This window comes from Bacillus sp. Brlt_9, assembly GCF_051948935.1.
Taxonomy (GTDB): Bacteria; Bacillota; Bacilli; order Bacillales; family Bacillaceae_G; genus Bacillus_A.
The window spans coordinates 176,615-201,893 of the sequence record NZ_JAYJLO010000007.1; the positions used below are offsets into that span (position 1 = coordinate 176,615).

The window sequence follows — 25,279 nt, forward strand, 5'->3', positions numbered from 1 at the left end:
AGCCAAAGAAAAAGGACGGTGCAAAGCATGCGTAAACCAATTATCGCAGGTAACTGGAAAATGAATAAAACTCTATCTGAAGCAGTTAGCTTCGTAGAGGAAGTTAAAGGTCAAATCCCAGCAGCTTCAGCTGTTGATGCAGTAGTTTGCTCTCCAGCTCTATTCTTAGAGCGCTTAGTAGCTAAGGCTGAAGGAACTGATTTACAAGTAGGTGCACAAAACATGCACTTCGAAAAAAATGGTGCATTCACTGGCGAAATTAGCCCAGTAGCGCTTAGCGACTTAAAAGTAGGCTACGTAGTACTTGGCCACTCTGAGCGTCGTGAAATGTTTGCTGAAACAGACGAGTCAGTAAACAAAAAGACTATCGCAGCATTTGAACATGGTTTAACACCAATCGTATGTTGTGGTGAGACTTTAGAAGAGCGCGAAAGCGGAAAAACATTTGATCTAGTAGCAGGTCAAGTGACAAAAGCACTTGCAGGTTTAACAGAAGAGCAAGTTAAAGCAACTGTTATCGCTTATGAGCCAATCTGGGCTATCGGTACAGGTAAATCTTCTTCTTCTGCAGATGCAAACGAAGTATGTGCGCACATCCGTAAAGTTGTTGCAGAAGCTGTTTCTCCAGAAGCTGCAGAAGCTGTTCGTATTCAATACGGCGGTAGCGTAAAACCAGAAAACATTAAAGAGTATATGGCACAATCTGACATCGACGGCGCTTTAGTTGGCGGTGCTAGCTTAGAGCCTGCTTCGTTCTTAGGTCTTCTGGGGGCGGTAAAATGAGAAAGCCAACAGCTTTAATCATTCTTGATGGTTTCGGACTACGTGAAGAAACTCATGGGAATGCTGTAGCACAAGCTAAGAAACCTAATTTTGATGGTTACTGGAACAAATTCCCTCACACAACGCTTACAGCTTGTGGTGAGGAAGTAGGTCTTCCAGAAGGTCAAATGGGTAACTCTGAGGTTGGTCACTTAAATATCGGTGCTGGCCGCATTGTATATCAAAGCTTAACACGCGTAAACGTAGCAATTCGTGAAGGTGAGTTCGATCAGAACGAAACGTTCCAAAGTGCAATTAAAAGCGTAAAAGAAAAAGGTACTGCACTTCATTTATTCGGTTTACTTTCTGACGGTGGTGTGCACAGTCACATGAACCACATGTTTGCTCTTCTTCGCTTAGCAGCAAAAGAAGGCGTGGAGAAAGTTTATATCCATGCATTCTTAGATGGCCGCGATGTTGGACCACAAACAGCAAAAGGTTATATCGATGCAACAAATGAAGTAATTAAAGAAACAGGAGTAGGACAATTCGCGACTATCTCTGGTCGTTATTACTCTATGGACCGTGACAAGCGTTGGGATCGCGTAGAAAAATGTTACAGTGCTATGGTAAATGGTGAAGGCCCTACTTATAAATCAGCAGAAGAGTGTGTAGAAGACTCTTATGCAAATGGTATCTACGATGAATTCGTATTGCCGTCTGTAATTGTTAACGAAGATAACACGCCAGTTGCAACAATCAATGATGATGATGCAGTTATCTTCTATAACTTCCGTCCAGACCGTGCAATTCAAATTGCTCGTGTATTTACAAACGAAGACTTCCGTGAGTTCGATCGTGGTGAAAAAGTACCTCACATTCCTGAATTCGTTTGTATGACACATTTCAGTGAAACTGTAAATGGTTACGTGGCATTTAAGCCAATGAACCTTGATAACACATTAGGTGAAGTTGTTGCGCAAGCGGGATTAAAGCAACTTCGCATCGCGGAAACTGAAAAGTATCCGCACGTTACATTCTTCTTTAGCGGTGGTCGTGAGGCTGAATTCCCAGGAGAAGAGCGTATCTTAATTAACTCACCGAAGGTTGCAACATATGACTTGAAACCTGAAATGAGCATTTACGAAGTAACGGACGCTTTAGTAAATGAAATCGAAAATGATAAACATGATGTTATCATTCTTAACTTTGCGAACTGTGATATGGTTGGCCATTCTGGGATGATGGAACCAACAATTAAAGCAGTAGAAGCAACTGACGAATGTTTAGGAAAAGTTGTAGAAGCGATTCTTGCAAAAGATGGTGTAGCACTTATTACTGCTGACCATGGTAATGCTGATCAGGAGTTAACTGCTGATGGCGAGCCAATGACAGCTCATACAACTAACCCGGTTCCTTTCATCGTTACAAAAAATGACGTAGAGCTTCGTGAAGGTGGTATTTTAGGAGATATCGCCCCAACAATGCTTACACTTTTAAATGTGGAACAACCGAAAGAAATGACAGGTAAAACAATTATTAAATAATTTGCTTATATAAAAAGGAGAGAATTTATTATGTCAACAATTATTGATGTTTATGCTCGCGAAGTCCTTGACTCTCGTGGTAACCCAACTGTAGAAGTAGAAGTTTACACAGAAAGCGGCGCTTTCGGACGCGCTATCGTACCAAGTGGTGCATCTACTGGTGAACACGAAGCAGTAGAATTACGTGACGGTGACAAATCTCGTTACCTTGGTAAAGGTGTTATGAACGCAGTAAACAACGTTAACGAAGCAATCGCTCCAGAAATCGTTGGTTTCGACGTAACTGACCAAGCTGGTATCGACCGTGCTATGATCGAATTAGATGGCACTCCAAACAAAGGTAAACTAGGCGCTAACGCTATCCTTGGTGTATCTATGGCAGTAGCTCACGCAGCAGCTGACTTCGTAGGTCTTCCATTATACCGTTACCTTGGTGGATTCAATGCAAAACAATTACCAACTCCAATGATGAACATCATCAACGGTGGTTCTCACGCTGATAACAACGTAGACTTCCAAGAGTTCATGATCTTACCAGTTGGTGCTCCAACATTCAAAGAATCAATCCGTATGGGTGCTGAAGTATTCCATGCACTTAAAGCTGTATTACATGACAAAGGTCTTAACACTGCAGTAGGTGACGAAGGTGGATTCGCTCCAAACCTTGGTTCTAACCGTGAAGCATTAGAAGTAATCATCGAAGCTATCGAAAAAGCTGGTTACAAAGCTGGCGAGAACGTATTCTTAGGAATGGACGTTGCTTCTTCTGAGTTCTACAACAAAGAAACTGGTAAATATGACCTTGCAGGCGAAGGCCGTACTGACTTAACTTCTGCAGAAATGGTTGATTTCTACGAAGAGCTTTGCAAAGACTTCCCAATCATCTCTATCGAAGATGGTTTAGACGAAAACGACTGGGATGGCCACAAATTATTAACTGAGCGTATCGGTGATAAAGTACAATTAGTTGGTGACGACTTATTCGTAACTAACACTCAAAAACTTGCTGAAGGTATCGAAAAAGGTATCTCTAACTCAATCTTAATTAAAGTTAACCAAATCGGTACTTTAACTGAGACTTTCGAAGCTATCGAAATGGCTAAACGTGCTGGTTACACAGCAGTTGTATCTCACCGTTCTGGTGAAACTGAAGATGCTACAATCGCTGACATCGCAGTTGCAACTAACGCTGGCCAAATCAAAACTGGTTCTATGAGCCGTACTGACCGTATTGCTAAGTACAACCAATTATTACGCATCGAAGACGAACTAGGCGAAATCGCTGTTTACGATGGTATCAAATCTTTCTACAACATCAAACGATAATTGTAGAAAATAACGACAGACCGTGAGAAATCACGGTCTGTTTTTTTATGTTAAAACTCTTCACCCGTCATAAGTGACATGAAATGTTTAAAGAAGCGGTTATAATCAAAATCAATTGCGATTTGATGACTCGGCCAATCGACAAATGTCTTAGATTCTCGTAAAGAACGAAATTCCCCGATGCTTGCTCCTTGTGCATAGGATTCCGTCATGACAACGATAGGTGATTTGTGATACGTAAACATAGAGTTATCAAGTAAAGCGAGTATTGGCATTGTGTCATGAAAGGGGCTTCCTTTTAAATCTGGTAGGGCATTTTTATAATATCCGTAGTAATAATGATCGAATAACGGTTTGACAAGTGGGGCTTTTCCCTTTGCTTCAATGTATTCAGCCATTTCTGGTGTAATGACGGAATATTGAGTGACGTTTAACGGGTATATATACATGTTAGCTGTGGATTGAAGGACTATATTAGCTGCAGTAGGATCGCCATAAAAGTTTGCTTCAGAAATAGGGGTAACATTACCAGGGTGTAAAAAGGCACCGCCCATTACGTAGTAAGATTTAATTTGCTTCATTAGCTGTTTACATAAAATGAATAAAATTGCTAGGGAGGTAAGTCTTCCTAAACTTACGATGATTAATTCATCTTTATACTCTTCAATAAGTGGGATAACTTCAAAGAAATTCTCCATTTCTCCATTAGTTACATTCTCCTTTGGACTAATTGGCCCGAGCCCTTGTTTCCCGTGTACATCCGTAAAGAAAGCTGGAGGGGCACCAGTAAGCGGTTGTTCTGAACCACCAAATACCTTAATATTTCTATTTTTTGTTTCGTGCTTAAGAAAATGAGCATTTTGTACGGCCATTTCTTTTGGAACATTGCCGTAATCAGCAACAATGCCAATGATTTCTATTTCATCGATAAAGAATGCTAAGAGGAGAGCCATCGCATCATCAATTCCAGGATCACAAAAAATAAGAACTTTTTTGGGCATATGTTCACCACCTATCTTATTTATCCCACTTTAATGGGCAGTAAGCCCCCCACTGATTAAAGTTTCACTTTATATATATGTAAGCGTAAGGAGAAAAAGATTATTTTATTGAAATAACAACCTTGTAAATTCAGAAAATAAAAACTTTTTATATTAGGTCAAGGTTTTTGACTTAATTTCTGCGCGAAAATCCAGTCATATCAAGGTTGTAAGCGTCTAACATAGGCTGTTTTTGCTGTCAAGTTGATAAATTGCAGCTTTTTACAATTTATACTATGATAAAGATATTAACAGAAGATCGTATAAACATGAGGGATGATGAACATGAAATTTACAAAGATTCTTGTCCAAATTGCTGCTCTTTACGTTTTTTATATGGTTGGAACTTGGGTACAAGAAATGTTAAATATTCCGATTCCAGGAAGTTTGATTGGGATGTTCCTCTTACTTGTTTTACTTAGCCTAAAAGTTCTTCCAGTGAAATGGTTCGATTTAGGAGCAGAAACACTCGTTGCTATTATGCCGTTTTTATTAATTCCGCCAACGCTTGGCCTAATGAATTACGGTGCTTTTTTTATGAGTAAAGGAATTTCTCTTTTCATTACAATTGTAGCGAGTACATTTTTAATTATTATTGTCGCAGGACATACAGGACAATATCTTGCGAATAGAAAGGAAAGAGAGTCGCGATGAGTGAAATATTAATCGGAATTGGTTGGGTTCTTTTTACGGTGCTATTATACCAATTATCTAAAAAAATCTATAAAGTATTTCCAACACCATTCACCATTCCAATGCTTGTAGCAACAGGATTAATGGCTTTCTTATTTATCATGCTTGATATACCATATCAACATTATATGGAAAGTGGTGGTGGCTGGATTGCAAAACTGCTTGGACCCGGTGTTGTAGCATTTGCAATTCCTCTTTATAAACAACGTCACGTGTTGCAAAAATATGTTGTGCCGATTGCTGGTGGCGTATTAGTAGGTACAACAGTTGCCATTGCGAGTGATTTTGCGATTGCATCACTTATGGGAACGGATAAGAGCTTAATTTTATCTTCTTTACCAAAATCGGTAACAATGCCAGTTGCGATGAGTGTTTCAGAACAAGTTGGTGGTGTACCGTCATTAACAGCAGCTTTCGTTGTTATTGCGGGTATTACTGGAACGATTACCGGCCCGCTTTTATTAAAATGGAGCCGCGTTACAAATTCAGTTGGTAAAGGTATCGGATTTGGATGTGCGTCTCATATTATGGGCGTCATGAGAGCGATGAAAAATAATGAACATGAAGGTGTTATTGGATCGGTAACAATGACATTAACAGCAATTTTGACATGTTTGCTCGGACCATTATTTGCAATGATGTTTATGTAATAGAAGAAAAGCGAGAGCGACTCTATAGCTCTCGCTTTTCTATAGAATTTATGCTACAGTTACAATAACTGAATCTTTGTAGGAGGTACGCCAAGTGCATACGTTATTATCCGTTTTACTTATTATTGTATCGATTTTAATGATTGTTATGGTACTTATGCAGTCTAGTAATAGCTCAGGCCTTTCAGGTGCAATTTCAGGCGGTGCAGAGCAATTATTTGGTAAGCAAAAAGCACGTGGAATTGAAGCGGTATTAAACCGTATTACAATTGTTTTAGCTGTATTGTTCTTCGCATTAACAATTGCTGTTACGTACTTAAACTTATAGAATTGAAAGAAGAAGCGTTAGTAGATTATTCTAATGGTTCTTCTTTTTTGTTATTTGAAAAAAGTTTCTAATTAGATTATGGAAATATAAATATGTTACACTAGATATAGAAAGAATACGACTAGATTACAGAAGAGAAAGAGGAGAAGTACATGATGAAATTAGCATCTCCGAAACCATTTACATTTGAAGGTGGAGACCGCGCTGTTTTATTACTACATGGATTCACAGGAAACTCAGCTGATGTACGTATGTTAGGGCGTTTCTTAGAAAAGAAAGGCTACACTTGTCATGCTCCGATTTATAAAGGGCACGGTGTACCACCAGAAGAGCTTGTTCATACAGGTCCTGAAGACTGGTGGCAAGACGTAACAGAGGCATATCAGTTGTTAAAAGATAAAGGCTTTGAGAAAATCGCTGTTGTTGGATTGTCACTTGGCGGTGTATTTTCTTTAAAATTAGGTTATACAGTACCGGTTTTAGGTGTAGTACCAATGTGTGCACCAATGTATATTAAGAGTGAAGAAACAATGTACCAAGGTATATTGGCATACGCCCGCGAATATAAAAAGCGTGAGCAAAAATCACCAGAGCAAATTGAACAAGAAATGTTGGAATTCCAACAGACACCGATGAATACATTAAAAGCATTACAACAATTAATTGCTGACGTACGTAACAATGTGGACATGATTTATGCTCCAACTTTTGTAGTACAAGCGCGTCATGATGAAATGATTAATACAGACAGTGCTAACATTATTTATAATGGTGTGGAATCTACGTTAAAAGACATTAAATGGTATGAAGACTCTACGCATGTCATTACACTTGATAAAGAGCGTGACGAGCTACATGAGGATGTATATAACTTCTTGGAGCAACTAGATTGGTAAGATCTAGTTGCCTCTTTTTTTCATAAGGGAATTTTTTTATGGAAGCTGTAAAAAATCATTGGGAGATGATTGAAGTTTCGCTTTATACATCCCCCATCTTTCGGATACACTAAATAATATAAGGGTTTAAAGGAGGTATTTCTGCTTGGAAGAAATCATACAAGAACATATTGATAAGTTGTTATTATTTATGAGAGAAGAAGCGTATAAACCGCTAACGATACAAGAGTTAGAAGAGGCATTTGGAATTGAAGGTTCTGAGGGCTTTAAAGATTTTGTAAAGGCACTTGTAACGATGGAAGAGAAGGGACTTGTTATTCGTACTCGTAGCAACCGTTACGGTCTTCCTGAAAAGATGAATTTAGTACGTGGTAAGTTAATTGGACATGCACGTGGTTTTGCATTCGTTGTACCAGACGAGAAGAAAACGGGAGACGATGATCTTTTCATCCCGCCTACAGAGCTAAACGGTGCACTTCATGGCGATACTGTATTAGCACGTCTTAGTTCTCAATCGAGCGGTTCGCGTCAAGAGGGTTCAATTGTACGCATTTTAGAACGCGGCACGAAAGAACTAGTTGGTACATATACAGAATCGAAAAACTTTGGATTTGTTATACCTGACAATAAGCGCTGGACGAGTGATATCTTTATCTTGAAAAGTGCATCAATGGGTGCTGTAGAAGGTCATAAAGTAGTTGTGAAAATTACGAGCTATCCAGAGAATCGTTTAAGTGCAGAAGGTGAAGTTATTCAAATTCTAGGTCATAAAAATGATCCAGGAGTAGACATTTTATCTGTCATCCATAAACATCACTTGCCTTTAGCGTTCCCTGAAGAAGTGATGGAACATGCAAACAGTGTACCAGAAACGATTTCAGAAGAAGATTTAAAAGATCGCCGTGACCTGCGTGACCAAATGATCGTAACAATTGACGGTGCAGACGCGAAAGATTTAGATGACGCTGTTACAGTAACGAAGCTTGAGAATGGTAACTACAAGCTTGGCGTTCATATCGCTGATGTAAGTCATTACGTTCAAGAAGGTTCTCCAATTGATGTAGAAGCAGCGGAGAGAGCGACGAGTGTATATCTTGTTGATCGTGTAATTCCGATGATTCCGCATCGTCTATCTAACGGTATTTGTTCATTAAATCCGAAAGTAGACCGTCTGACGTTATCTTGTGAAATGGAAATTAACAACTTAGGTGACGTTGTAAAGCACGAAATTTTCCAAAGTGTAATTAAAACGACAGAGCGTATGACGTATGCTGACGTAAGAAGCATTTTAGAAGATGAGGACGAAGAATTAATTAAGCGTTATGAGCCGCTTGTACCGATGTTTAAAGAGATGGGTCAATTGGCACAAATCCTACGTGAAAAACGTATGCGCCGCGGTGCAATCGACTTTGACTTTAAAGAAGCGAAAGTATTAGTAGATGAAGAAGGAAAACCGACAGATGTTGTTATGCGTGATCGTTCTGTATCAGAAAAACTAATCGAAGAATTTATGCTTGTTGCGAATGAAACAGTAGCAGAGCATTTCCACTGGATGAACGTACCATTCATGTACCGTGTCCATGAAGATCCGAAAGAAGATAAGCTAGAGCGTTTCTTCGAATTTGTAACGAACTTCGGATATGCGGTAAAAGGACGTGCAAATGAAGTACATCCTCGTGCGCTTCAACAAATTCTTGAAATGGTGCAAGGACAGCCTGAAGAAGTAGTTATTTCAACGGTTATGCTTCGTTCCATGAAGCAAGCGCGTTACGATGCGGATAGCCTAGGACATTTCGGTTTATCAACTGAGTTCTACACGCATTTCACATCGCCAATTCGTCGTTACCCAGATACGATTGTTCATAGATTAATTCGTGAATACATCATTAACGGTAAAGTCGACAGTGAAACACAAGCAAAATGGCGTGAAAAATTACCTGAGATTGCAGATCATTCTTCTAATATGGAACGTCGTGCTGTTGAAGCTGAGCGTGAAACAGACGAAATGAAAAAAGCAGAGTATATGGTTGATAAGATTGGCGAAGAGTATGACGGTATGATTAGCTCTGTAACAAACTTCGGTTTATTCGTAGAGCTTCCAAATACAATTGAAGGTCTTGTACACGTTAGCTACTTAACGGATGATTACTACCGCTATGACGAGCAGCATTTCGCAATGATCGGAGAACGTACAGGTAACGTATTCCGCATTGGTGACGAAATTACAATTCGCGTTATTAACGTAAACAAAGACGAACGTGCAATCGACTTTGAAATCGTTGGCATGAAAGGTACGCCTCGTCGTAAGTTCAAAGACCGCCCAGTCGTTATCGAACAGCCAAGAACAGGCAGAAAGAAACGCGGCGGACGTAGCGAACGCAGTAATGAGCGCGGCGGCGAACGTGGCACAGGTAAAAAATTTGACCGTGGTGGCAAAGGTAAAGGAAGAGGATCCGCTTCCTCGTCAGCATCAGCTAGCCAGCCAGGGAAAAAAGATGGTAACGGCAAGAAGAAAAAAGCATTCTTTGAAAACGTACCAGGATTCAAGAAGAAAAAGAAAAAGCGTAAGTAAGAAAAGGATGGCTTCGCTTTGATGAAAAGCGAGGCTTTTTCTTTTTTCTTGGTGGCTTGAGAGCGAGCCACTTTCGCTTTTTAGTAACATTTGTTACAATAGTAAAAATAGAGGAGGGACGTTATATGCCAAAGGGTTCAGGTAAGGTTATTGCACAAAATAAGAAAGCATTTCATGATTATTTCATCGAAGAAACATACGAAGCAGGGCTTGTCCTTCAAGGAACGGAAATTAAGTCGATTCGCGCTGGACGTGTGAACTTGAAAGATGCATTTGCTCGTGTACATAATGGTGAAGTATGGGTTCATAATATGCATATTAGTACATATGAGCAAGGGAATCGTTTCAATCATGATCCACTTCGTACGAGAAAGTTACTTCTTCATAAAAAAGAAATTGAGAAGTTAACGGGTGCTTCAAAAGAAACAGGCTATGCATTAGTTCCAGTTAGAATTTATTTAAAAAATGGATTCGCGAAAATGGCACTTGGTTTAGCAAAAGGTAAAAAGCAATATGATAAGCGTAACGACTTAAAAGAGAAAGAAGCAAAACGTGAAATTGCACGCGCGTTCCGTGATCGTCAAAAGATGTAATACAGATATTTACATTTGTAAAACGGCGCGCGTATGATATAATAACTTATGTAAGATTGTTGCACATTGAAAAACAGCTCTTAGTAGCTATCACGATATTTTCTTCGTATGCTCCATTTTTATCATGGGGACGTTACGGATTCGACAGGGATAGTTCGAGCTTAGGTTGCGAGTCGAGGGGATCGGCCTCGTTAAAACGTCAAAGCCTATAATTGGCAAACAAAACAATCTTTCTTTAGCTGCTTAATTGCACTAAAGGTTCCTCCCTCCATCGTCCATGTGGTAGGGTAAGGGACTCAAACTAAGTGGACTACGCCGGAGTTCGCCGTCTGAGGGCGAAGGAAGAGAACAATCAGACTAGCAACTTGGAAGCCTGTCGATAGGCCGAAGAGTTCGCGAAATGCTAATATATCGACTACACTCGTAGAAGCTTAAGTGCCGATATTTTTGGACGTGGGTTCGACTCCCACCGTCTCCACCAATACATAACTGTTTGGTGGTTTTTTATTTTGTATGATATGAACCATAACTTTGCCATATTGGCGAGGTTATGGTTCTTTTTGTTTGCAGGAAAATAGGATTTTCATGTTTTGCTGGTAGTGGGTTTCGGGTGTTATGCTGTTTTTGGGAGATGCAGTGATGTCGTGTTTTGTCGAGCGGTCGATATTCTATGTCGAATCGCCGATATAATTTGAGTTACGGTCGATATATTCAAAAAATCGCTGATATATTTGGATTTGTAGTCGATATATTCGAAAAATCGCCGATATATTTTTAGAGGAGTGATAAAATGATTGTGAAAGAACGGAGAATGCCGATTTATTTACGTCAACTAGAAGCGCTACTCAGAAGATTGCCTGTTCATCATCCAAAACGGAATATAATTGCTGAAAATATAGCGAAATATAAGGCAGGTTATAAAGGTGAACGGGCTATTGATTATCCATTAAGTTTTCTTCCCGAGCGAGATTATAGCATTTTACATGACATTCGTTTATTTGATCAAAACCATTACTTTCAAATGGATACTATCATCATTTCCTCGCGTTTTCTTCTATTTCTAGAAATAAAGAATATAGTAGGTACACTATTTTTTGACTCAACATTTAATCAGCTCATTCGAATATCCGAAGAAAAATCAGAAGGTTTTCCAGATCCAATTTTGCAAATGAAAAGACAGGAATTACAGCTTCAGAAATGGTTAAGGGTATATGGCTTTTCTAAATTCCCCATTGAATCCTTCGTTGTTATTAGTACACCGCGTACCGTTATTAAATCTTCAGATGATAACCTCTCTAATAAAATCATTCATAGTGCTAAGTTACCTCATAAAATAAAGTGGCTAGAAAGTAAATATAAGAAGAAAACTATACATAATATAAATGAACTTATTCAGCGAATGATGATGGAGCATTCGCCATTGCAACAAAATGTCCTTGAGAAATATCAAATAAAAAAAGAAGAATTGTTAAAGGGGGTACTGTGTGATGAGTGTACCTCTATACCAATGGTTAAAGTGAAAAAAGGGTGGCATTGTCAGAAATGTAATACTGTATCTAAGGATGGACATAAGTGTGCTTTACAAGATTATGCACTTCTTATTGAAACCATGGCTACCAATAGTAAGTTAAAAGAATTTCTAAATATCCAATCAAGTTCAATTATGAAACGCATACTTCAATTACTTGAAATCCCGTATGTCGGTGAGAAGAAAGGGAGGAAGTATGATTTAACGATGTATCAGTAAGCGATGGAAAAGGAGCATCAATTCATTGATGCTCCTTTTAGAAATTTATTTTATAATTAGTTTTTCTTTCATTTTTTCATTGTTAGTTAACTTGTTACAAGTGCATTATAGGAGATAAACTTTAAACTCTATCGAATTCAGTCTTAAGAACATCGCCACATTCGGCTGAAGCAAAGAGGTTAGGTGGATGTTTTGCTCCTCGTAAACGCCCGATTGGTGAGTGTTCATTTCAATTACACTTTATTTAAATCTTCATATCCTTTGTGTTTCTATTCATATCTATTGTAAGATTATATAGAGTTCTCCTAATAAGCTGTTATAATGGCTTTTTTAGGAATTTAATATTTATAAATCTTAAATTATTTTTTTGAGATAATTTTTTATGTAACTAAGTTATATTGAAATAGAGGTGAACCATAGGTGAAGCAGGTGTTAGTAATTAAGAATGAAAGGTCTTTAGCGAAGAAAATCGTAAGCGGTCTGACGCAAGAAGGCTCTTTCATTTTAAAACTTCACAATGAAAACCAAGGTTTAAATATAATATATGAACAAGATTGGGATATTATCATATTGGATTGGGATTCATTAAGTATATCGGGACCAGAAATTTGCAGACAAATACGACTTGTTAAAACGACACCGATCATTATTGTGACCGACAATATTTCTAGTAAGGATTGCATAGCAGGGTTACAAGCAGGAGCAGATGATTATATAAGAAAACCATTTGTGAAAGAAGAATTAGTAGCAAGGGTTCAAGCTATTTTAAGGAGAAGTGAATATATTCAGCAAAATGAGACAAACTTTTTTCAGTTTAAAGATCTCTTTGTGGAGGCATCTAGCAATATTGTGAAAAAAAGTGGCGAAAACCTCGTGCTTACTAAGCGCGAGTACGATTTACTTGTATTTTTAATCAAGAATAAAAATACAATATTGAGCCGTGAAATGCTTTTGAACCAGGTTTGGGGAGATAATGTAGTAGTAAATCCAAATGTAGTAGACTTATATATTGGGTATGTAAGAAAAAAGTTAAAGTGTGAGAAAAAAGACAGATATATTCAAACGATACATGGCAGAGGCTATTCAATGATTGAATGATAAAAATAAGATAATAAAGTAGTTTCTGTGAAATATGAAAAGACAGAAACTATAAAAAGAAGATTGCTATCAGGAAATGGTCATTTTTTTGCAGTAGAAACCATGTTTTATAAGGTGTGGGGGATGGATCTGCTGCGCATTAGTTGAGACCGTATCAAATTTATTTTTAATTTTATTAACTCACACCATTCACAAGATTTTCACAGAATTAATGACTATACTTATTATCAGGATGTTCAAATGAAAATGATTATCAATAGCAATTTAGAAGCATAAAAGTTACTATCTAATTTAATCTATGAACTTTATCATTTTCGAACTAAATTACATAATAAGGAGTATACGTATGAAAAAAACTATGCTTTTAAAATTAGTAAGTATTCTAGCAGTTTTCACTTTACTGTTAGTAGCTTGCTCAGATTCAGGTAAAGAAACTTCGAAGGCTACTAAAGATAATGGTAGTGATAAGCCAAAAACGGTTGAAATCACTGATGCACATGGAAAGGTTACTGTTCCTGTAAATCCCAAAAATGTAGTTGCTTTAGATAATAGAACGTTTGAAACTTTAGCTGATTGGGGAATTAAATTAGCGGCTGCTCCAAAGGATATCATGCCTGCTGATTCAGCATATAAAAAGGATGAAAAAGTTCAAAATATTGGGAATCACCGTGAACCAAATCTTGAAATTATTGCAGCTGCAAACCCTGACCTTGTAATTGTTGGTCAAAGATTTGCTGGCCATTACGAAGAAATCAAAAAATTAGTGCCAAACGCAGCTGTTATTGATCTTAATGTTGATGTTTCTGAGAAAGCTACTAAGCCGGGAGAAAACTTAGTAAAAGGACTTAAAGACTCTACAGTTACTTTAGGGAAAATCTTTGATAAAGATAAAGAAGCTAAACAATTAGTAGCTGACTTCGATAAATCTATTGAAAAAGCAAAATCTGCTTATAACGGAAAAGATAAAGTTATGAGTGTTATCGTTACTGGTGGAAATATTGGTTTTGCTGCGCCGCACTCTGGTCGCGTTTGGGGACCGATGTATGAAATTTTCGGTTGGACTCCAGCACTAGAAGTTTCTAATTCTACTGCAGGTCATAAAGGTGATGACGTTTCTGTTGAAGCTATTGCACAAACAAATCCTGATTGGCTGTTCGTATTAGATCGTGATGCTGCAACATCGGATGCTGCTACTTCAGCTCCTGCTCAAGATGTTATTTCTAAATCACCAGCTCTTCAAAACACAACTGCTGTTTCTAAAAAACAAGTTGTTTATGCACCAGCAGATACTTACACAAATGAATCAATTCAGACTTATATAGAGTTATTTGGAAACCTTGCAAAAACTTTAGCTAAGTAGTGTAAAGGAGTACGAAGCAGTGTCAAAAAATATGATTTCTAGGGTTGAGAATATTTCTCAACCCCAGTTTTATAATCACAATAAAATATGGACAAAACCTTTTATAATAGCGGTTATAGTTGTTATAATTTTAGGGATTATATCACTGTTTACTGGAGTTTATGATATACGTGGACAAGAGGATGGAATGGAGATGTTTTTCATTACTCGTGTTCCGAGAACAGTTGCATTAATGCTTACTGGAGCTGCAATGGCGATGGCAGGGCTCGTAATGCAATTAATTACCCAGAATCGTTTTGTTGAACCTACTACAACGGGAACTATTGAATGGTCAGGCTTAGGCCTGCTTTTTGTGTATTTACTATTTCCTGCCCCGACTTTAGTTCAAAGAATGACTGGTGCAATCATTTTTTCTTTTATAGGAACTATGATTTTCTTTCTATTTTTAAGAAGAGTTAAGCTTCGTTCGTCTTTAATTGTACCGATTATTGGATTGATGCTTGGAGCAGTTATTTCTGCAGTGTCTACTTTTTTGGGACTCCTTTTCCAAATGACGCAAAGTATTGAAACTTGGTTTGTAGGTTCATTTGCTAACATTCAGGTAGGAAGATATGAATATTTATGGCTAATTGTTATCGTTACTTTGCTTATTTTTATGTATGCGAATAGATTAACTTTAGCTGGATTAGGAGAAGATGTCGCAACAAGCCTTGGAGTTAATTACAATAGAATTGTTCTTTTTGGGACTGGCCTTATTTCTGTTGCAGTTGGAATTGTTGCAGCTGTTATTGGAAACTTACCTTTCTTAGGATTAATTGTTCCAAACATTGTTTCCATGTTTAGAGGAGATGATCTTAGGAGTAATTTACCTTGGGTGTGTGTAATAGGAATGGGGACAATCACTGTCTGTGACATCATTTCTCGAACAATTATAAAGCCGTTTGAATTACCTGTTTCATTAATACTTGCATCAGTGGGAGCAGTTGTGTTTATTACTATTCTATTGAGAAGAAGAAAACCAAGGAGGCTGCGATGATCACATTAGATTATAGAAATAAAGAAAATGTCGAAATCGATTCTAGCCTTCATAATGAAAGTAGATCAGCTAGTGCTTTTCGTTCTAAGAAAGAAGCAAGACGTTATTGGATTGTACTGATAACATTGATTGCTTTAGGTCTTCTTTCTTCATATGGACTTTTAGTGTATAACAATCCAGTTCCGATAGATTCCCCTTCTTTTATCCCTGTTGTTAAGAGAAGGATAGTAGCTATTGTTGCGATGATTATTGCAGCTGTTTGCCATAGCTTGTCGACTGTTGCTTTCCAATCGATTACGAATAATAAGATTATTACTCCTTCGCTTTTAGGTTTCGAATCACTTTATTCAGCGATACATACGAGTACAATATTCTTCTTTGGTGCTAGTGCATTAATAAACTTTAGTGGAATTGGATCATTTTTATTCCAAGTTGTTGCTATGGTTCTGATGAGTTTGATACTTTATGGATGGTTACTTTCTGGTAAATACGGGAATTTACAACTTATGCTTTTAGTTGGAATTATCATTGGCACTGGACTAAATTCTATGTCAACTTTCATGAGAAAACTACTTGCACCTTCAGAGTTTGATATTTTACAAGCGAAATTATTTGGTTCTGTGAATCATGCAGATCCTGCATATTTTCCGATTGTGATTCCTATGATTATAATTGTAGCGGTATTAATTTTTGCTCATTCTAAAAAGTTGAATATTTTATCACTAGGAAAGGATGTTGCTACTTCCTTTGGGGTTAAATATCAACCTAGTGTAATTTATACGCTTGTATTAGTTGCTATTTTGATGTCCATCTCAACTGCTCTAATTGGACCACTTACGTTTTACGGCTTTTTAGTGGCAACTTTGAGTTATCAGGCGGCAGCAACTTATGATCATAGATATATTTTCCCAATGGCTTTTGCTATAGGATTTTTAATAATGACGAGTGCATACTTTTTAATGTATCATGTATTCCATGCTCAAGGTGTAGTTTCAGTTATTATTGAATTATTTGGTGGAATCATATTCTTAACTATAGTTTTAAGGAAGAGGGCTTTATGATAAAAATTGATAATGTTAAAAAGTTCTATACTGATAAGGTGAAAATAGGACCTTTGGATATTGAAATACCAAAAGCGGGCTTTACTTCTTTAATTGGACCAAATGGCGCGGGAAAGTCTACGACACTTTTGATGATTGGAAGACTTTTAGATATGGATGAAGGTCAAATTCAGGTAGCGAATATGGATGTTTCTGAATCTAAATCAAAAGACTTAGCAAAAATTTTGACTATATTGCGACAAGAAAATCATTTTGTAACGAGACTTACTATTAGACAACTAGTTGGATTTGGACGCTTTCCATATTCTAAAGGAAGATTAACTAAAGAAGATGAGGTTATCATTTCTAAATATATCGATTTCTTAGATTTAACTAGTTTAGAGAATAGATATTTAGATGAGCTTTCTGGTGGTCAAAGACAAAGAGCATATGTAGCGATGGTATTGTGCCAAGAGACTGAATATGTGCTGTTAGATGAGCCTCTGAACAACCTTGATGTTGCGCGCTCTGTTCAAATGATGGAGCATTTGAGACGTGCGGCTAATGAATTCGGAAGAACAATTTTGACTGTTATGCATGACATAAATTTTGCTGCTAAATACTCTGACAAAATTTGTGCTATGAAAGATGGACAAATTGCTGCTTTTGGAACAGTAGAAGAGGTTATGGACCCAAAAATTTTGACAGATATTTTTGAAACAAAAATAGAAATTCTTGATGGTCCTTATGGGCCAATCGCTGTTTATTAGTTACAAAATGTATACTGTAGCTGCTGTCTGTATTTTATAGGCAGCAGCTTTTTTTTACCTTGCAATTGAATTGATTTCGTTTTATAGTTTAGTTAACTAAACTAAATTATATTGGAGTTGGAGGTTTTGAAATGGAAAAAGAAATAGTTTCAAATGAAAATAAACAAAAAAAGCCATTGCTTTTTAAAGTGGGAATAGGGCTTCTCATCATATATGTTCTACTTTGGGCGAGTGCTTTAATCATACCATTTACTTCGCTTTCGACTCAGATAAAGGCCATTGTTATTCCAGGGTGTATAGTAGTAGGAGAAATTCTGTTCTTGATAGGTGCTGTCTTTGTTGGGAAAGAAGTGGTGTCAAAATACAAAAAGTATTTGAACCCGAAAAATTGGAGAAGAAAAGGTGAGAGAGACAAGTATGAAAAATAAAAATATAGCTGAGGAAATCAATCAAACACTTGAAGAACTATGGATATTACTTGAGACGAAAGAAAGATCCTATACGAATTTCAATTTAAATAATCAGCAATATACGTTGTTAACATTAATTATTCGGTACCCTTCATCGACTCCTAAAGAGCTAGCAGAAAAAATGAATGTAACGAAGAGTGCCATTAGCCAACAGTTAGTCAAACTTGAAATGGACGGATACATTTTCAGAAGGCAACATGCAGAAGATAAACGTGCATTTTCAGTTGAATTAGGTGAGAAAGGTTTGTTATATAAAAAAGAAATGGAAGTATATATGCAGCAAGTTTCGGAAAAGTATTATGCAAGTTTATCACCTGAAGAATTAACAAATTTTTTATCCGCGCTTCAAAAGCTAACGAAGGTAATTGGAGAGCTTTAGTGGTTGTTACATGTAAAAAAAGCATAAGCTGACCAAAACGACCAGCTTATGCTAATTCATGTTTTGAATATAAAAAGTGGATTCACTTAGTACAAGATTTGTAATCAAACGTTTTTAAAAGCTAAATTGTGGTTTCATATCACCTTTATAAGGTTCATGTTCAACGAATACAGTGATATCTTTACCATCTTGGTCTTTACCAGTTCTTTTATACGTAAATTTCTTATTATTTAGTTCAGTAAGTTCAAGAGCCGCACCATATTTATTATTTCCAATTGAAACATGGGCTCTTATTTTATTTTCGTGTACAACATCGAAGTAGCCATAATCACCGCGGCTTTGGCCTGTTTCGCTATTGAAGAACTCATATTTATTAGACTTGTCATCGAATTTTGCTAGACTTATAAAATTCGAATTAAATTGTGTTACGTCATTACCAGTTTCATCTAATACTTTTGTTCCGTGCCAAAGGGTTCCACCTAAAATCTTATCTCCATCAACGTTTTTAACGATATCGCCTGTAGTCGTGTTCAGCTGCTTGTCCGGATCAGTGAAAGAAAGTTCTTTTTCTTTATATGGAACATGTTCAACAAAAACTTCTACATCTTTACCGTTAGCGTCTTTCCCCATTCGTTTATAAGTAAATACATTTTTATTTAGCTTTGTCATATCAACAACAGCTTGATACTTCATTGATTCGGAAATTAATATTCTCTTCTTCCCATCATTTGTGACAAAGAAAGTTCCTTTATCACCACGACTTGCACCTGTTTTAGCATCAAAAAATTCATATCTTCCTGATTTTGCATTATATTTCGCAAGGCCGATGAAGTTTGCATTTTCTTTTGTTAAATCATTCTTATCTTTGTCTAACACTCTTGTACCTTGCCAATTCGTATCGCTAAGAATATTAGCCATTTTTTGCCCTTTCGTTAACTTATGTTCCTTTTTTGTTTCTTTAGCAGCTTGTTCTTGTTTCGGCTTACTATGATTTTCTTCGGCTTTAGTACCAACACACCCTGTTAGTGCGAGTGTGAATCCGAGCAATATAGATGATAATGCTTTCGTTTTTTTGTTCATGTTTTATCGTCTCCTTATTTTATAAATGTAAGTAGTACGGTTTATGATTATCGTAATAGTTACTACGTTTATTATGTTAATACTCGACTATAAACTCCCTCTAAATAAATCATTAAAAAAAGATAAACTAATTCCTAAAAAATGTTCATATTTATAAAAAATCGCTAGCTTGCTGTAGCGCCTACAAGTAATCAAAAAATACATTGTAAAGAAGAAGGAAAGCCGTTAACAATAATATAACTCCTAATAGAGTTAATTAATTGTAGTATAAAATTTTCGAATTAAACCGTAGGAAAAATGAAGATTTTATAGAAGGCGTTTCATATAGGAAGGGGATGGCTATGTTTGATTCAACAGATTTTAAAATTGTACAGTTACTACAAGAAAACGCTAGGATGAATTGGAAGGAAATTGGAGAGATAGTACATTTGACTGGCCAGGCTGTTGGGAAACGAATTAATAAATTAGAAGAGGCAGGTGTCATTCAAAAATATACGATAGATATCGACAGAGCTAAGCTGGAAGGATCTATTATGACCTTTGTTACGCTATTTTTGCATGCGCCACATTATCATAATCAAATTCAAACCTTTTTCGAAAAAACGGACTTAATTACTGAAATGTATCGTATAAGTGGGGATGGGTGTTATATTATGATTCTTCATACATCTTCACATCAGCAATTAGAAGAGACTCTAGCAAATGTGTTACATTATGGTGATTATCGTATAAATACGGTCATTAAGACGTATGAAAAAAAGAAAGGATAAGAGATTTATCCTTTCTTTTTTTCATATGGAACTGTCATTCTTTAGTGGGTTTTGTTTATAAAACAGTTTGTTGACATGACTTTTGCATAAATATCACCAAACTCTAATGCGCTCATGAATGATTGATGAGCGTGTACTGCGGGGATTAGATTTCCTTGGAATTCTAAATCTTTTGTTGTACAAGCATCTTCAATGACGACACATTGAAATCCTAAATCACTGGCAGCGCGTACTGTTGCATCAATACATACGTGAGTCATCATACCGCAAATGACTAGTTGATCTATTTTCTCTTCTTTTAATGTTTGTAATAAAGTGGTTCTTAAAAAACTGTTAGGGTGATGTTTTTGTATAACTCTCTCATTAGCAATCGGTTGTACATCATCATGAAGTTGAACACCTACTGTTTTGGGTAAGAAGAAAGTAGCTCCTTCATTGTTCGCGATATGTTGTACATGAATAACTGTTTTATGTGTTTCACGAAATAATCTCAATACTTCCTTTGCCTTTTGAACGGCTTTTTCAGGTCGATGTAATTCCATCTTGCCGCCTTCAAAGTAATCATTTTGTATGTCGACTAATAGTAACGCTTCGTTCATCGTTATTCCCCCATACGTATTGATTCAGCACGTTATTTGTACTGTATCGTTATTATATAAATTGCGACTATGTGGGAGCAATAACGTTGTGAAACGATTTGGAGGTATATAGTTTCATTATGAAAAAGCTAAAGGATACAAAGAAAAGATGGGGATAATTTGTTTGTGGATTTTTGAGGTAGAAATAGCAAGTAGATGTTAACTTAATGATTCATCTAATCGCATGTGTACTTAGACGAATCATTAAGTAACAAAAAATCTTGGTGTTTTCATGCATTGTTATCAGTTTTTAGTAATAGTTTTTGTTGTTCTTTTAATTTTTCGGGAGTCACGTCATTTCCTAAAGGATCTAATATTTTTAATCCTGTAACAGTGGTGTTGATTTGACCGCGAATCATTTGAAGATACTCCTCACGTAATTCTGTGCGCTCATTTAATTCTGTTTTTGTTAAGCCTTCTTCTTTTTGTTTTTGAGCTAGTGCATTAATTCGCTTTAAAACTTCAAGCATTGTTTTTCCGCCTTTCTTTTTTGCAAGTAGTCGATCATAGTTTAATTAGTAGAGTTTATCGTACTTTCATTCCGAAAGTACGATAAACACAGTAATTAAAACTCGCCATTCCAAGAAGTTACTTCATCTACAGTTAATCGAACTGTTGGGAATCCTGGATCTTTCGCTTTACCTAATGCAATCATTAAAATGTCAGTTAAGTTTTCTGGAATGTTAAATGCTTTGCGGAATTCTTCAGCGTTATAGCCAAGCATTGGAACTGTATCATATCCTCTCGCTTTTGCAGCAAGCATCAACTGCATAGCTAATAAACCACCATCAAGCATTTGCCATTCTCTTTTTCCTTGGTCACTGACAGGTGCATAAAACTCACGAATGCTGTTGTTCAGTCTATTTTTAATTTCGTCTGTCATAAATCCAGCAGCTACTGCACGCTCATTCACCTTATTGATATGTTCGAATTCATGAGCATTATTTTCGCTTAAAATTACGATCATAGCAGATGCTTCTAACACTTGTGGTTGATTTAAAGCGATCGGATGAAGTTTTTCTTTTAAGTCTTGATTTGTGATTACCATGAAACGCCATGGGTTTAAGTTAGAACTACTTGGTGCTAACATAGCTTCTTCTAAAAGTTCTTTAATTTCTTCGTCAGAGATTGTAACGGATGGATCATAGGAACGAACGGAACGACGCTCGCGGATCACATCATAAAAGTTTGCAGTACGATTTTCATTTTTCATTTTTAAATACCTCCAATAAGTTGCTGTTCTGTTATAAGTTGCTGTTCTGTTATAAGTTGCTTACATGCATCATTATGGTATAGTACAGGTACTATGAAAAGTACGCACTTTTCCGTGATATAGACACCATCTCGTGACATAGGCACGAGAAAGTGCCTATAAAAATACAGAAGGAGTTCGGTATGAAAAAAGAGTATAACAATAGAATTGAAGTCGTTTTAGATGTGATCGGAGGTAAGTGGAAATCCCACATTTTATATCATTTAACAAGCGGACCTACAAGAACGGGTGAGTTAAAACGATTGGTAACCGGTATTACACAAAAAATGCTTACGGAGCAATTGAAAGAGCTAGAAAAGGATGGGCTTGTATCTAGAAAGGTATACAATCAAGTACCGCCGAAAGTTGAATATTCCCTTACAGAACAGGGACAATCATTAAAACAAGGTTTAAAAGTCCTTTGTGATTGGGGCAGCGATTATATTAAGCATAAATATCCGAATGGTGAAGTGATAGTGAAAGAGGACGATCATATTTGATTTAACACTTCTGTAAGTATAATTTTGCTATAATAAATAAGTACTTATACGAAGGGGAGCTAAAAGAGAAAATGAAGTTTAATATCGATCACTACATAGCTAGCGTTTTACAGTGGATATTGAATATAGCGTTAATTATATTATCCATTGTCTTATCTATCTTTTTAATTAATGAGACAATCACATTTATTCAATACATATTTTCAACAAAGGAGTATACGTCGTATAAATTGGTTGAGAGTATCATTGTCTATTTCTTATACTTTGAGTTCATCGCATTGATTATTAAGTATTTTAAGTCGAATTATCATTTCCCGTTACGTTATTTTATTTATATCGGAATTACGGCGTTAATTCGTTTAATTATCGTATCTCATGAGGAACCGATGGAGACGTTATTATACGCAGGAGCAATTCTTGTTTTAGTTATTGCTTTATACATATCAAATATGAGAGATTTGAGAAAAGAGTAGTGAAAAACCCCTATACTTAGGGGTTTTTGCTTTATATAATATGAAATCCTATTAATAAAATAACGATGAACGTGATAGCGAATATGCCCCACCATAACGTATGAGTTTGCCCTCTTCTTTTTCTTGCTACGAGAATTTCCATTGACATAATAAGGATAAGAGCGAATACAGCTTTTATCATAGAAATGACAGGGAAGTTTTTAATGACTACCATTCCAATTCCTGAACCTAACATAAGAACATAAAATGCACGTTGCCCCCACAGTGTAAATTCTTGTTTGTTAAGCATGTAACTTATAATAAATAAGATGATAAGAATTGCCCATGATCCCGCGTGAATTTGATAAAAAGTATTAAGCATTACAGTTCACTCCCGTATGTATGTTGTTTTTTTGAAAATAGGATGACTAATCCGATAGAAAGCATCGTCATCATGCCGCCTACTATGAAAGATACTGCCCCTTGTGATGTAAATATCATTGTGAAAAATATTGGTCCGATAATTCTTCCTAAACTATCAAATGAATAATTTAAGCCTGAAATGGTACCGTGATCGCTTTTTACTTGTTTTGTTAAAAAGGATAGGGTACATGTTCGTACAAGCGCGTTTCCAGCTGTGAAGATGGATAAACAAATGCCGGCCCATAGTAAGTTCGTAATGAATGGGATTAAAAATAGGCCTGTTGCAGAAATGATTTGTCCGATTATAATGTAGCGTTTTTCATCTCCGTTACGAATGTAGCGTATGAGTCCACCTTGTATGAATGCATCTACTAGGCCGCTCGCTAAAAAAATTATACCGATTTGTAATGGTGTAATGCCGATTGCTTGTTTGCCAAATAGTTGATAGGTACCTTCTAACCCGGCTAATGCCATAGAAATTGTGCAAGTAATGAAAAACAAGCCGATTGATGAAGCTGGTAAATGGATGAATTTTTTTAATGGATTTCCCGCATCTTTTTCTTCTGCATTGTTTAAACTCTCTTTAAAAGTAAAACATGTATAGAGAAATAAAATGACAAGAAGATTGCTAGCAATTTGGAACGGAACCGCATTTCCAAAATGGCTTAGCATCCCGCCAATTGCTGGGCCGACAATAAAACCCATACCGATGCAAGCACCCATCATTCCGATATAACGATTACGCTCAGTTTCATTTGTCATATCGACAATGGAAGCTGTTGCAGCGGTGTATAATGCACCTGCAAACAATCCATTTAGGCTTCTTGCGATGTATAAGCTAGTTAAATTATCAATCAGTAAACCTGTTAAGAAAAAACTAATGGAATACCCGAGTATGCCAATTAGTAGTACAGGCCGCCGACCTGCTCGATCAGAAATCTTTCCCCAAAGTGGAGCTGTTAAGAATGAAGCGAGCAAATAAGAAGATAACAGCATCCCTAAATGATGTGATGGCACATGTAAATTTGTAATGATTTCTGGTAGAACAGGGATAATCATACCGAATCCTAAAAAGATGAAAAATTGAACAATCATTAACGGAACTATATTTCTTTTCATCATATCCTCCTTTCCTCTTATTAATTAAATGACATATGACTAAATAGTCATATGGTTATAATAATGGTTTATTAAAAGGAGTACAATCGATATAATAAAATTGAAACAAATTATTCATAATTTAAAAGTCCGGTTAGGAGAATTAAGAATGTCTATTCGTTATGCATTACTTGGACTACTTTCAAAAAAAGAACAAACTGGTTATGACTTGTATCATACGTTTCAAGAACAACTCATTTATTTTTGGAATTCAAGTCATTCACAAGTGTATAAAGAATTATCAAAAATGGAGCAGGATAACCTGGTTACGTTCGAATATATTTATCAAGAAGGAAGTCCAAATAAAAAAATATATTCTTTGACGAAAGAGGGCGAAAAGACTCTTGTTGAATGGATTATTCATTCGAAAACGAAGCCCCAACGTATAAAGGATGAGTTTTTATTAAAAGCCTCAAGTTTTAATGTTATTTCAGTAAGTGAAGCTATTTCACTATTACAGAAGATAATTGATAGAGAAACGCATGTCATGCGGGAAACTCAAAAGTGGAAAGATTATGGTTTTCCGGATCAATCTGCTGTTCGCAAACAAGTAATAGGAGAGTATATTACTGTTGAATATGGAATAAGATATTCAAAAATGTACATCGAATGGTGTGAATGGGCAATTGAAGTGTTAGAAACATTACGAGAAGAAAAGTAATGGAAAGTAGTGCAGGCATAAGTTTGCACTACTTTTTA

General features: G+C 36.4%; 28 protein-coding genes and 1 other RNA gene. 22 read left to right on the plus strand and 7 right to left on the minus strand.

Features of this window, described 5'->3' with window-relative positions; all coding sequences use genetic code 11:
- The first annotated feature begins 27 nt into the window (after positions 1–27).
- From tpiA to eno, 3 genes are read left to right on the plus strand one after another with little or no spacing between them, the layout of a single operon-like run.
- A complete protein-coding gene (gene tpiA, locus VF726_RS24130; RefSeq protein ID WP_098758980.1) occupies positions 28–783 on the plus strand; it encodes a triose-phosphate isomerase in 756 nt (251 codons plus the stop codon).
- Positions 780–2,309 carry a 2,3-bisphosphoglycerate-independent phosphoglycerate mutase gene (gene gpmI / locus VF726_RS24135; RefSeq protein WP_440172757.1) on the plus strand — a complete coding sequence of 510 codons (1,530 nt, stop codon included), beginning with the start codon at positions 780–782 and terminating at the stop codon, positions 2,307–2,309. The genes tpiA and gpmI overlap by 4 nt, the downstream gene beginning before the upstream one ends.
- Positions 2,310–2,339: 30 nt before the next feature.
- Positions 2,340–3,635, plus strand: a complete 1,296-nt coding sequence (gene eno, locus VF726_RS24140) for a phosphopyruvate hydratase (RefSeq protein WP_440172758.1) — start codon at positions 2,340–2,342, stop codon at positions 3,633–3,635.
- A gap of 50 nt (positions 3,636–3,685) precedes the next feature.
- On the opposite strand, the gene VF726_RS24145 is transcribed toward eno, so the two are convergent.
- Positions 3,686–4,636, minus strand: a complete 951-nt coding sequence (locus tag VF726_RS24145) for a nucleoside hydrolase (protein WP_440172759.1) — start codon at positions 4,634–4,636, stop codon at positions 3,686–3,688.
- Positions 4,637–4,960: 324 nt separating this feature from the next.
- Here VF726_RS24145 and VF726_RS24150 point away from each other — a divergent pair, with 324 nt between their 5' ends.
- From VF726_RS24150 to VF726_RS24220, 15 genes are all read left to right on the plus strand, one after another.
- Positions 4,961–5,329 carry a CidA/LrgA family holin-like protein gene (locus VF726_RS24150; protein WP_000673220.1) on the plus strand — a complete coding sequence of 123 codons (369 nt, stop codon included), beginning with the start codon at positions 4,961–4,963 and terminating at the stop codon, positions 5,327–5,329.
- Positions 5,326–6,018, plus strand: a complete 693-nt coding sequence (locus VF726_RS24155) for an LrgB family protein (RefSeq protein WP_440172760.1) — start codon at positions 5,326–5,328, stop codon at positions 6,016–6,018. Before VF726_RS24150 ends, VF726_RS24155 begins: the two co-directional genes overlap by 4 nt.
- A gap of 94 nt (positions 6,019–6,112) precedes the next feature.
- Entirely contained in the window at positions 6,113–6,346 is a 234-nt protein-coding gene (secG, locus tag VF726_RS24160) for a preprotein translocase subunit SecG (RefSeq protein WP_087959322.1), read from the plus strand.
- A gap of 155 nt (positions 6,347–6,501) precedes the next feature.
- Positions 6,502–7,242 carry a carboxylesterase gene (estA, locus tag VF726_RS24165; RefSeq protein ID WP_312498833.1) on the plus strand — a complete coding sequence of 247 codons (741 nt, stop codon included), beginning with the start codon at positions 6,502–6,504 and terminating at the stop codon, positions 7,240–7,242.
- A 145-nt stretch (positions 7,243–7,387) separates the two neighbouring features.
- Positions 7,388–9,814: a ribonuclease R gene (gene rnr / locus VF726_RS24170; protein ID WP_440172761.1), complete on the plus strand. Its 2,427-nt coding sequence runs from the start codon at positions 7,388–7,390 to the stop codon at positions 9,812–9,814.
- A 125-nt stretch (positions 9,815–9,939) separates the two neighbouring features.
- The gene (gene smpB, locus VF726_RS24175; RefSeq protein ID WP_001123908.1) at positions 9,940–10,407 is read left to right on the plus strand and encodes an SsrA-binding protein; all 468 of its coding nucleotides are present in this window, start codon (positions 9,940–9,942) and stop codon (positions 10,405–10,407) included.
- Between the two features lie 126 nt (positions 10,408–10,533).
- Positions 10,534–10,888: a transfer-messenger RNA gene (gene ssrA, locus VF726_RS24180) on the plus strand.
- Between the two features lie 309 nt (positions 10,889–11,197).
- Positions 11,198–12,154: a nuclease-related domain-containing protein gene (locus tag VF726_RS24185; protein WP_440172762.1), complete on the plus strand. Its 957-nt coding sequence runs from the start codon at positions 11,198–11,200 to the stop codon at positions 12,152–12,154.
- A gap of 420 nt (positions 12,155–12,574) precedes the next feature.
- Positions 12,575–13,252 carry a response regulator transcription factor gene (locus VF726_RS24190; RefSeq protein ID WP_440172763.1) on the plus strand — a complete coding sequence of 226 codons (678 nt, stop codon included), beginning with the start codon at positions 12,575–12,577 and terminating at the stop codon, positions 13,250–13,252.
- Between the two features lie 346 nt (positions 13,253–13,598).
- Entirely contained in the window at positions 13,599–14,612 is a 1,014-nt protein-coding gene (locus VF726_RS24195; RefSeq protein ID WP_440172764.1) for a siderophore ABC transporter substrate-binding protein, read from the plus strand.
- 19 nt (positions 14,613–14,631) lie between these two features.
- Positions 14,632–15,648 (plus strand): ABC transporter permease, encoded by a 1,017-nt coding sequence (locus VF726_RS24200; protein ID WP_440172765.1) that lies wholly within the window; start codon positions 14,632–14,634, stop codon positions 15,646–15,648.
- Positions 15,645–16,709, plus strand: coding sequence for an iron chelate uptake ABC transporter family permease subunit (locus VF726_RS24205; protein ID WP_440172766.1), 1,065 nt, complete (start codon positions 15,645–15,647; stop codon positions 16,707–16,709). The genes VF726_RS24200 and VF726_RS24205 overlap by 4 nt, the downstream gene beginning before the upstream one ends.
- Positions 16,706–17,458 (plus strand): iron ABC transporter ATP-binding protein, encoded by a 753-nt coding sequence (locus VF726_RS24210; RefSeq protein WP_000590053.1) that lies wholly within the window; start codon positions 16,706–16,708, stop codon positions 17,456–17,458. Before VF726_RS24205 ends, VF726_RS24210 begins: the two co-directional genes overlap by 4 nt.
- Before the next feature lie 131 nt (positions 17,459–17,589).
- On the plus strand, positions 17,590–17,886 hold the full coding sequence (locus VF726_RS24215; protein ID WP_440172767.1) for a transporter suffix domain-containing protein: 297 nt from the start codon (positions 17,590–17,592) through the stop codon (positions 17,884–17,886).
- Positions 17,876–18,307 (plus strand): MarR family transcriptional regulator, encoded by a 432-nt coding sequence (locus VF726_RS24220; RefSeq protein ID WP_440172793.1) that lies wholly within the window; start codon positions 17,876–17,878, stop codon positions 18,305–18,307. The genes VF726_RS24215 and VF726_RS24220 overlap by 11 nt, the downstream gene beginning before the upstream one ends.
- Positions 18,308–18,421: 114 nt before the next feature.
- On the opposite strand, the gene VF726_RS24225 is transcribed toward VF726_RS24220, so the two are convergent.
- On the minus strand, positions 18,422–19,387 hold the full coding sequence (locus tag VF726_RS24225; RefSeq protein ID WP_440172768.1) for a DUF4822 domain-containing protein: 966 nt from the start codon (positions 19,385–19,387) through the stop codon (positions 18,422–18,424).
- Positions 19,388–19,722: 335 nt separating this feature from the next.
- Here VF726_RS24225 and VF726_RS24230 point away from each other — a divergent pair, with 335 nt between their 5' ends.
- Positions 19,723–20,157 (plus strand): Lrp/AsnC family transcriptional regulator, encoded by a 435-nt coding sequence (locus VF726_RS24230; RefSeq protein WP_440172769.1) that lies wholly within the window; start codon positions 19,723–19,725, stop codon positions 20,155–20,157.
- Positions 20,158–20,198: 41 nt separating this feature from the next.
- Here VF726_RS24230 and VF726_RS24235 read toward each other — a convergent pair whose 3' ends face one another.
- The 3 genes from VF726_RS24235 to VF726_RS24245 all read right to left on the minus strand — a co-directional run bounded on the left by VF726_RS24235 (position 20,199) and on the right by VF726_RS24245 (position 22,008).
- Complete coding sequence (locus tag VF726_RS24235) at positions 20,199–20,756, minus strand: cysteine hydrolase family protein (protein ID WP_440172770.1); 558 nt, start codon at positions 20,754–20,756, stop codon at positions 20,199–20,201.
- A 269-nt stretch (positions 20,757–21,025) separates the two neighbouring features.
- Positions 21,026–21,265: a DUF896 domain-containing protein gene (locus VF726_RS24240; protein ID WP_440172771.1), complete on the minus strand. Its 240-nt coding sequence runs from the start codon at positions 21,263–21,265 to the stop codon at positions 21,026–21,028.
- Positions 21,266–21,360: 95 nt separating this feature from the next.
- Complete coding sequence (locus VF726_RS24245) at positions 21,361–22,008, minus strand: nitroreductase family protein (protein ID WP_440172772.1); 648 nt, start codon at positions 22,006–22,008, stop codon at positions 21,361–21,363.
- Positions 22,009–22,190: 182 nt separating this feature from the next.
- On the opposite strand from VF726_RS24245, the gene VF726_RS24250 reads away from it, so the two are divergent.
- A complete protein-coding gene (locus tag VF726_RS24250; protein ID WP_000712644.1) occupies positions 22,191–22,547 on the plus strand; it encodes a winged helix-turn-helix transcriptional regulator in 357 nt (118 codons plus the stop codon).
- Positions 22,548–22,618: 71 nt separating this feature from the next.
- The gene (psiE, locus tag VF726_RS24255; protein WP_270341000.1) at positions 22,619–23,020 is read left to right on the plus strand and encodes a phosphate-starvation-inducible protein PsiE; all 402 of its coding nucleotides are present in this window, start codon (positions 22,619–22,621) and stop codon (positions 23,018–23,020) included.
- 31 nt (positions 23,021–23,051) lie between these two features.
- Here the strand turns inward: psiE and VF726_RS24260 are convergent, their stop codons facing one another.
- Both VF726_RS24260 and VF726_RS24265 read right to left on the minus strand, forming a co-directional pair.
- Complete coding sequence (locus tag VF726_RS24260; protein ID WP_440172773.1) at positions 23,052–23,381, minus strand: DUF1516 family protein; 330 nt, start codon at positions 23,379–23,381, stop codon at positions 23,052–23,054.
- Positions 23,381–24,541, minus strand: a complete 1,161-nt coding sequence (locus VF726_RS24265; protein WP_440172774.1) for an MFS transporter — start codon at positions 24,539–24,541, stop codon at positions 23,381–23,383. Before VF726_RS24265 ends, VF726_RS24260 begins: the two co-directional genes overlap by 1 nt.
- A 148-nt stretch (positions 24,542–24,689) precedes the next feature.
- On the opposite strand from VF726_RS24265, the gene VF726_RS24270 reads away from it, so the two are divergent.
- Positions 24,690–25,241, plus strand: a complete 552-nt coding sequence (locus VF726_RS24270) for a PadR family transcriptional regulator (protein ID WP_440172775.1) — start codon at positions 24,690–24,692, stop codon at positions 25,239–25,241.
- Positions 25,242–25,279 lie beyond the last annotated feature (38 nt).

Bases quoted from the DNA above. Each gene is read 5' to 3' on its own strand.
- tpiA (WP_098758980.1), top strand. From the start codon at position 28: ATGCGTAAACCAATTATCGCAGGTAACTGGAAAATGAATAAAACTCTA.
- gpmI (WP_440172757.1), top strand. From the start codon at position 780: ATGAGAAAGCCAACAGCTTTAATCATTCTTGATGGTTTCGGACTACGT.
- eno (WP_440172758.1), top strand. From the start codon at position 2,340: ATGTCAACAATTATTGATGTTTATGCTCGCGAAGTCCTTGACTCTCGT.
- VF726_RS24145 (WP_440172759.1), bottom strand. From the start codon at position 4,636: ATGCCCAAAAAAGTTCTTATTTTTTGTGATCCTGGAATTGATGATGCG.
- VF726_RS24150 (WP_000673220.1), top strand. From the start codon at position 4,961: ATGAAATTTACAAAGATTCTTGTCCAAATTGCTGCTCTTTACGTTTTT.
- VF726_RS24155 (WP_440172760.1), top strand. From the start codon at position 5,326: ATGAGTGAAATATTAATCGGAATTGGTTGGGTTCTTTTTACGGTGCTA.
- estA (WP_312498833.1), top strand. From the start codon at position 6,502: ATGAAATTAGCATCTCCGAAACCATTTACATTTGAAGGTGGAGACCGC.
- smpB (WP_001123908.1), top strand. From the start codon at position 9,940: ATGCCAAAGGGTTCAGGTAAGGTTATTGCACAAAATAAGAAAGCATTT.
- VF726_RS24185 (WP_440172762.1), top strand. From the start codon at position 11,198: ATGATTGTGAAAGAACGGAGAATGCCGATTTATTTACGTCAACTAGAA.
- VF726_RS24195 (WP_440172764.1), top strand. From the start codon at position 13,599: ATGAAAAAAACTATGCTTTTAAAATTAGTAAGTATTCTAGCAGTTTTC.
- VF726_RS24205 (WP_440172766.1), top strand. From the start codon at position 15,645: ATGATCACATTAGATTATAGAAATAAAGAAAATGTCGAAATCGATTCT.
- VF726_RS24210 (WP_000590053.1), top strand. From the start codon at position 16,706: ATGATAAAAATTGATAATGTTAAAAAGTTCTATACTGATAAGGTGAAA.
- VF726_RS24215 (WP_440172767.1), top strand. From the start codon at position 17,590: ATGGAAAAAGAAATAGTTTCAAATGAAAATAAACAAAAAAAGCCATTG.
- VF726_RS24220 (WP_440172793.1), top strand. From the start codon at position 17,876: ATGAAAAATAAAAATATAGCTGAGGAAATCAATCAAACACTTGAAGAA.
- VF726_RS24225 (WP_440172768.1), bottom strand. From the start codon at position 19,387: ATGAACAAAAAAACGAAAGCATTATCATCTATATTGCTCGGATTCACA.
- VF726_RS24230 (WP_440172769.1), top strand. From the start codon at position 19,723: ATGGCTATGTTTGATTCAACAGATTTTAAAATTGTACAGTTACTACAA.
- VF726_RS24235 (WP_440172770.1), bottom strand. From the start codon at position 20,756: ATGAACGAAGCGTTACTATTAGTCGACATACAAAATGATTACTTTGAA.
- VF726_RS24240 (WP_440172771.1), bottom strand. From the start codon at position 21,265: ATGCTTGAAGTTTTAAAGCGAATTAATGCACTAGCTCAAAAACAAAAA.
- VF726_RS24245 (WP_440172772.1), bottom strand. From the start codon at position 22,008: ATGAAAAATGAAAATCGTACTGCAAACTTTTATGATGTGATCCGCGAG.
- VF726_RS24250 (WP_000712644.1), top strand. From the start codon at position 22,191: ATGAAAAAAGAGTATAACAATAGAATTGAAGTCGTTTTAGATGTGATC.
- psiE (WP_270341000.1), top strand. From the start codon at position 22,619: ATGAAGTTTAATATCGATCACTACATAGCTAGCGTTTTACAGTGGATA.
- VF726_RS24260 (WP_440172773.1), bottom strand. From the start codon at position 23,381: ATGCTTAATACTTTTTATCAAATTCACGCGGGATCATGGGCAATTCTT.
- VF726_RS24265 (WP_440172774.1), bottom strand. From the start codon at position 24,541: ATGAAAAGAAATATAGTTCCGTTAATGATTGTTCAATTTTTCATCTTT.
- VF726_RS24270 (WP_440172775.1), top strand. From the start codon at position 24,690: ATGTCTATTCGTTATGCATTACTTGGACTACTTTCAAAAAAAGAACAA.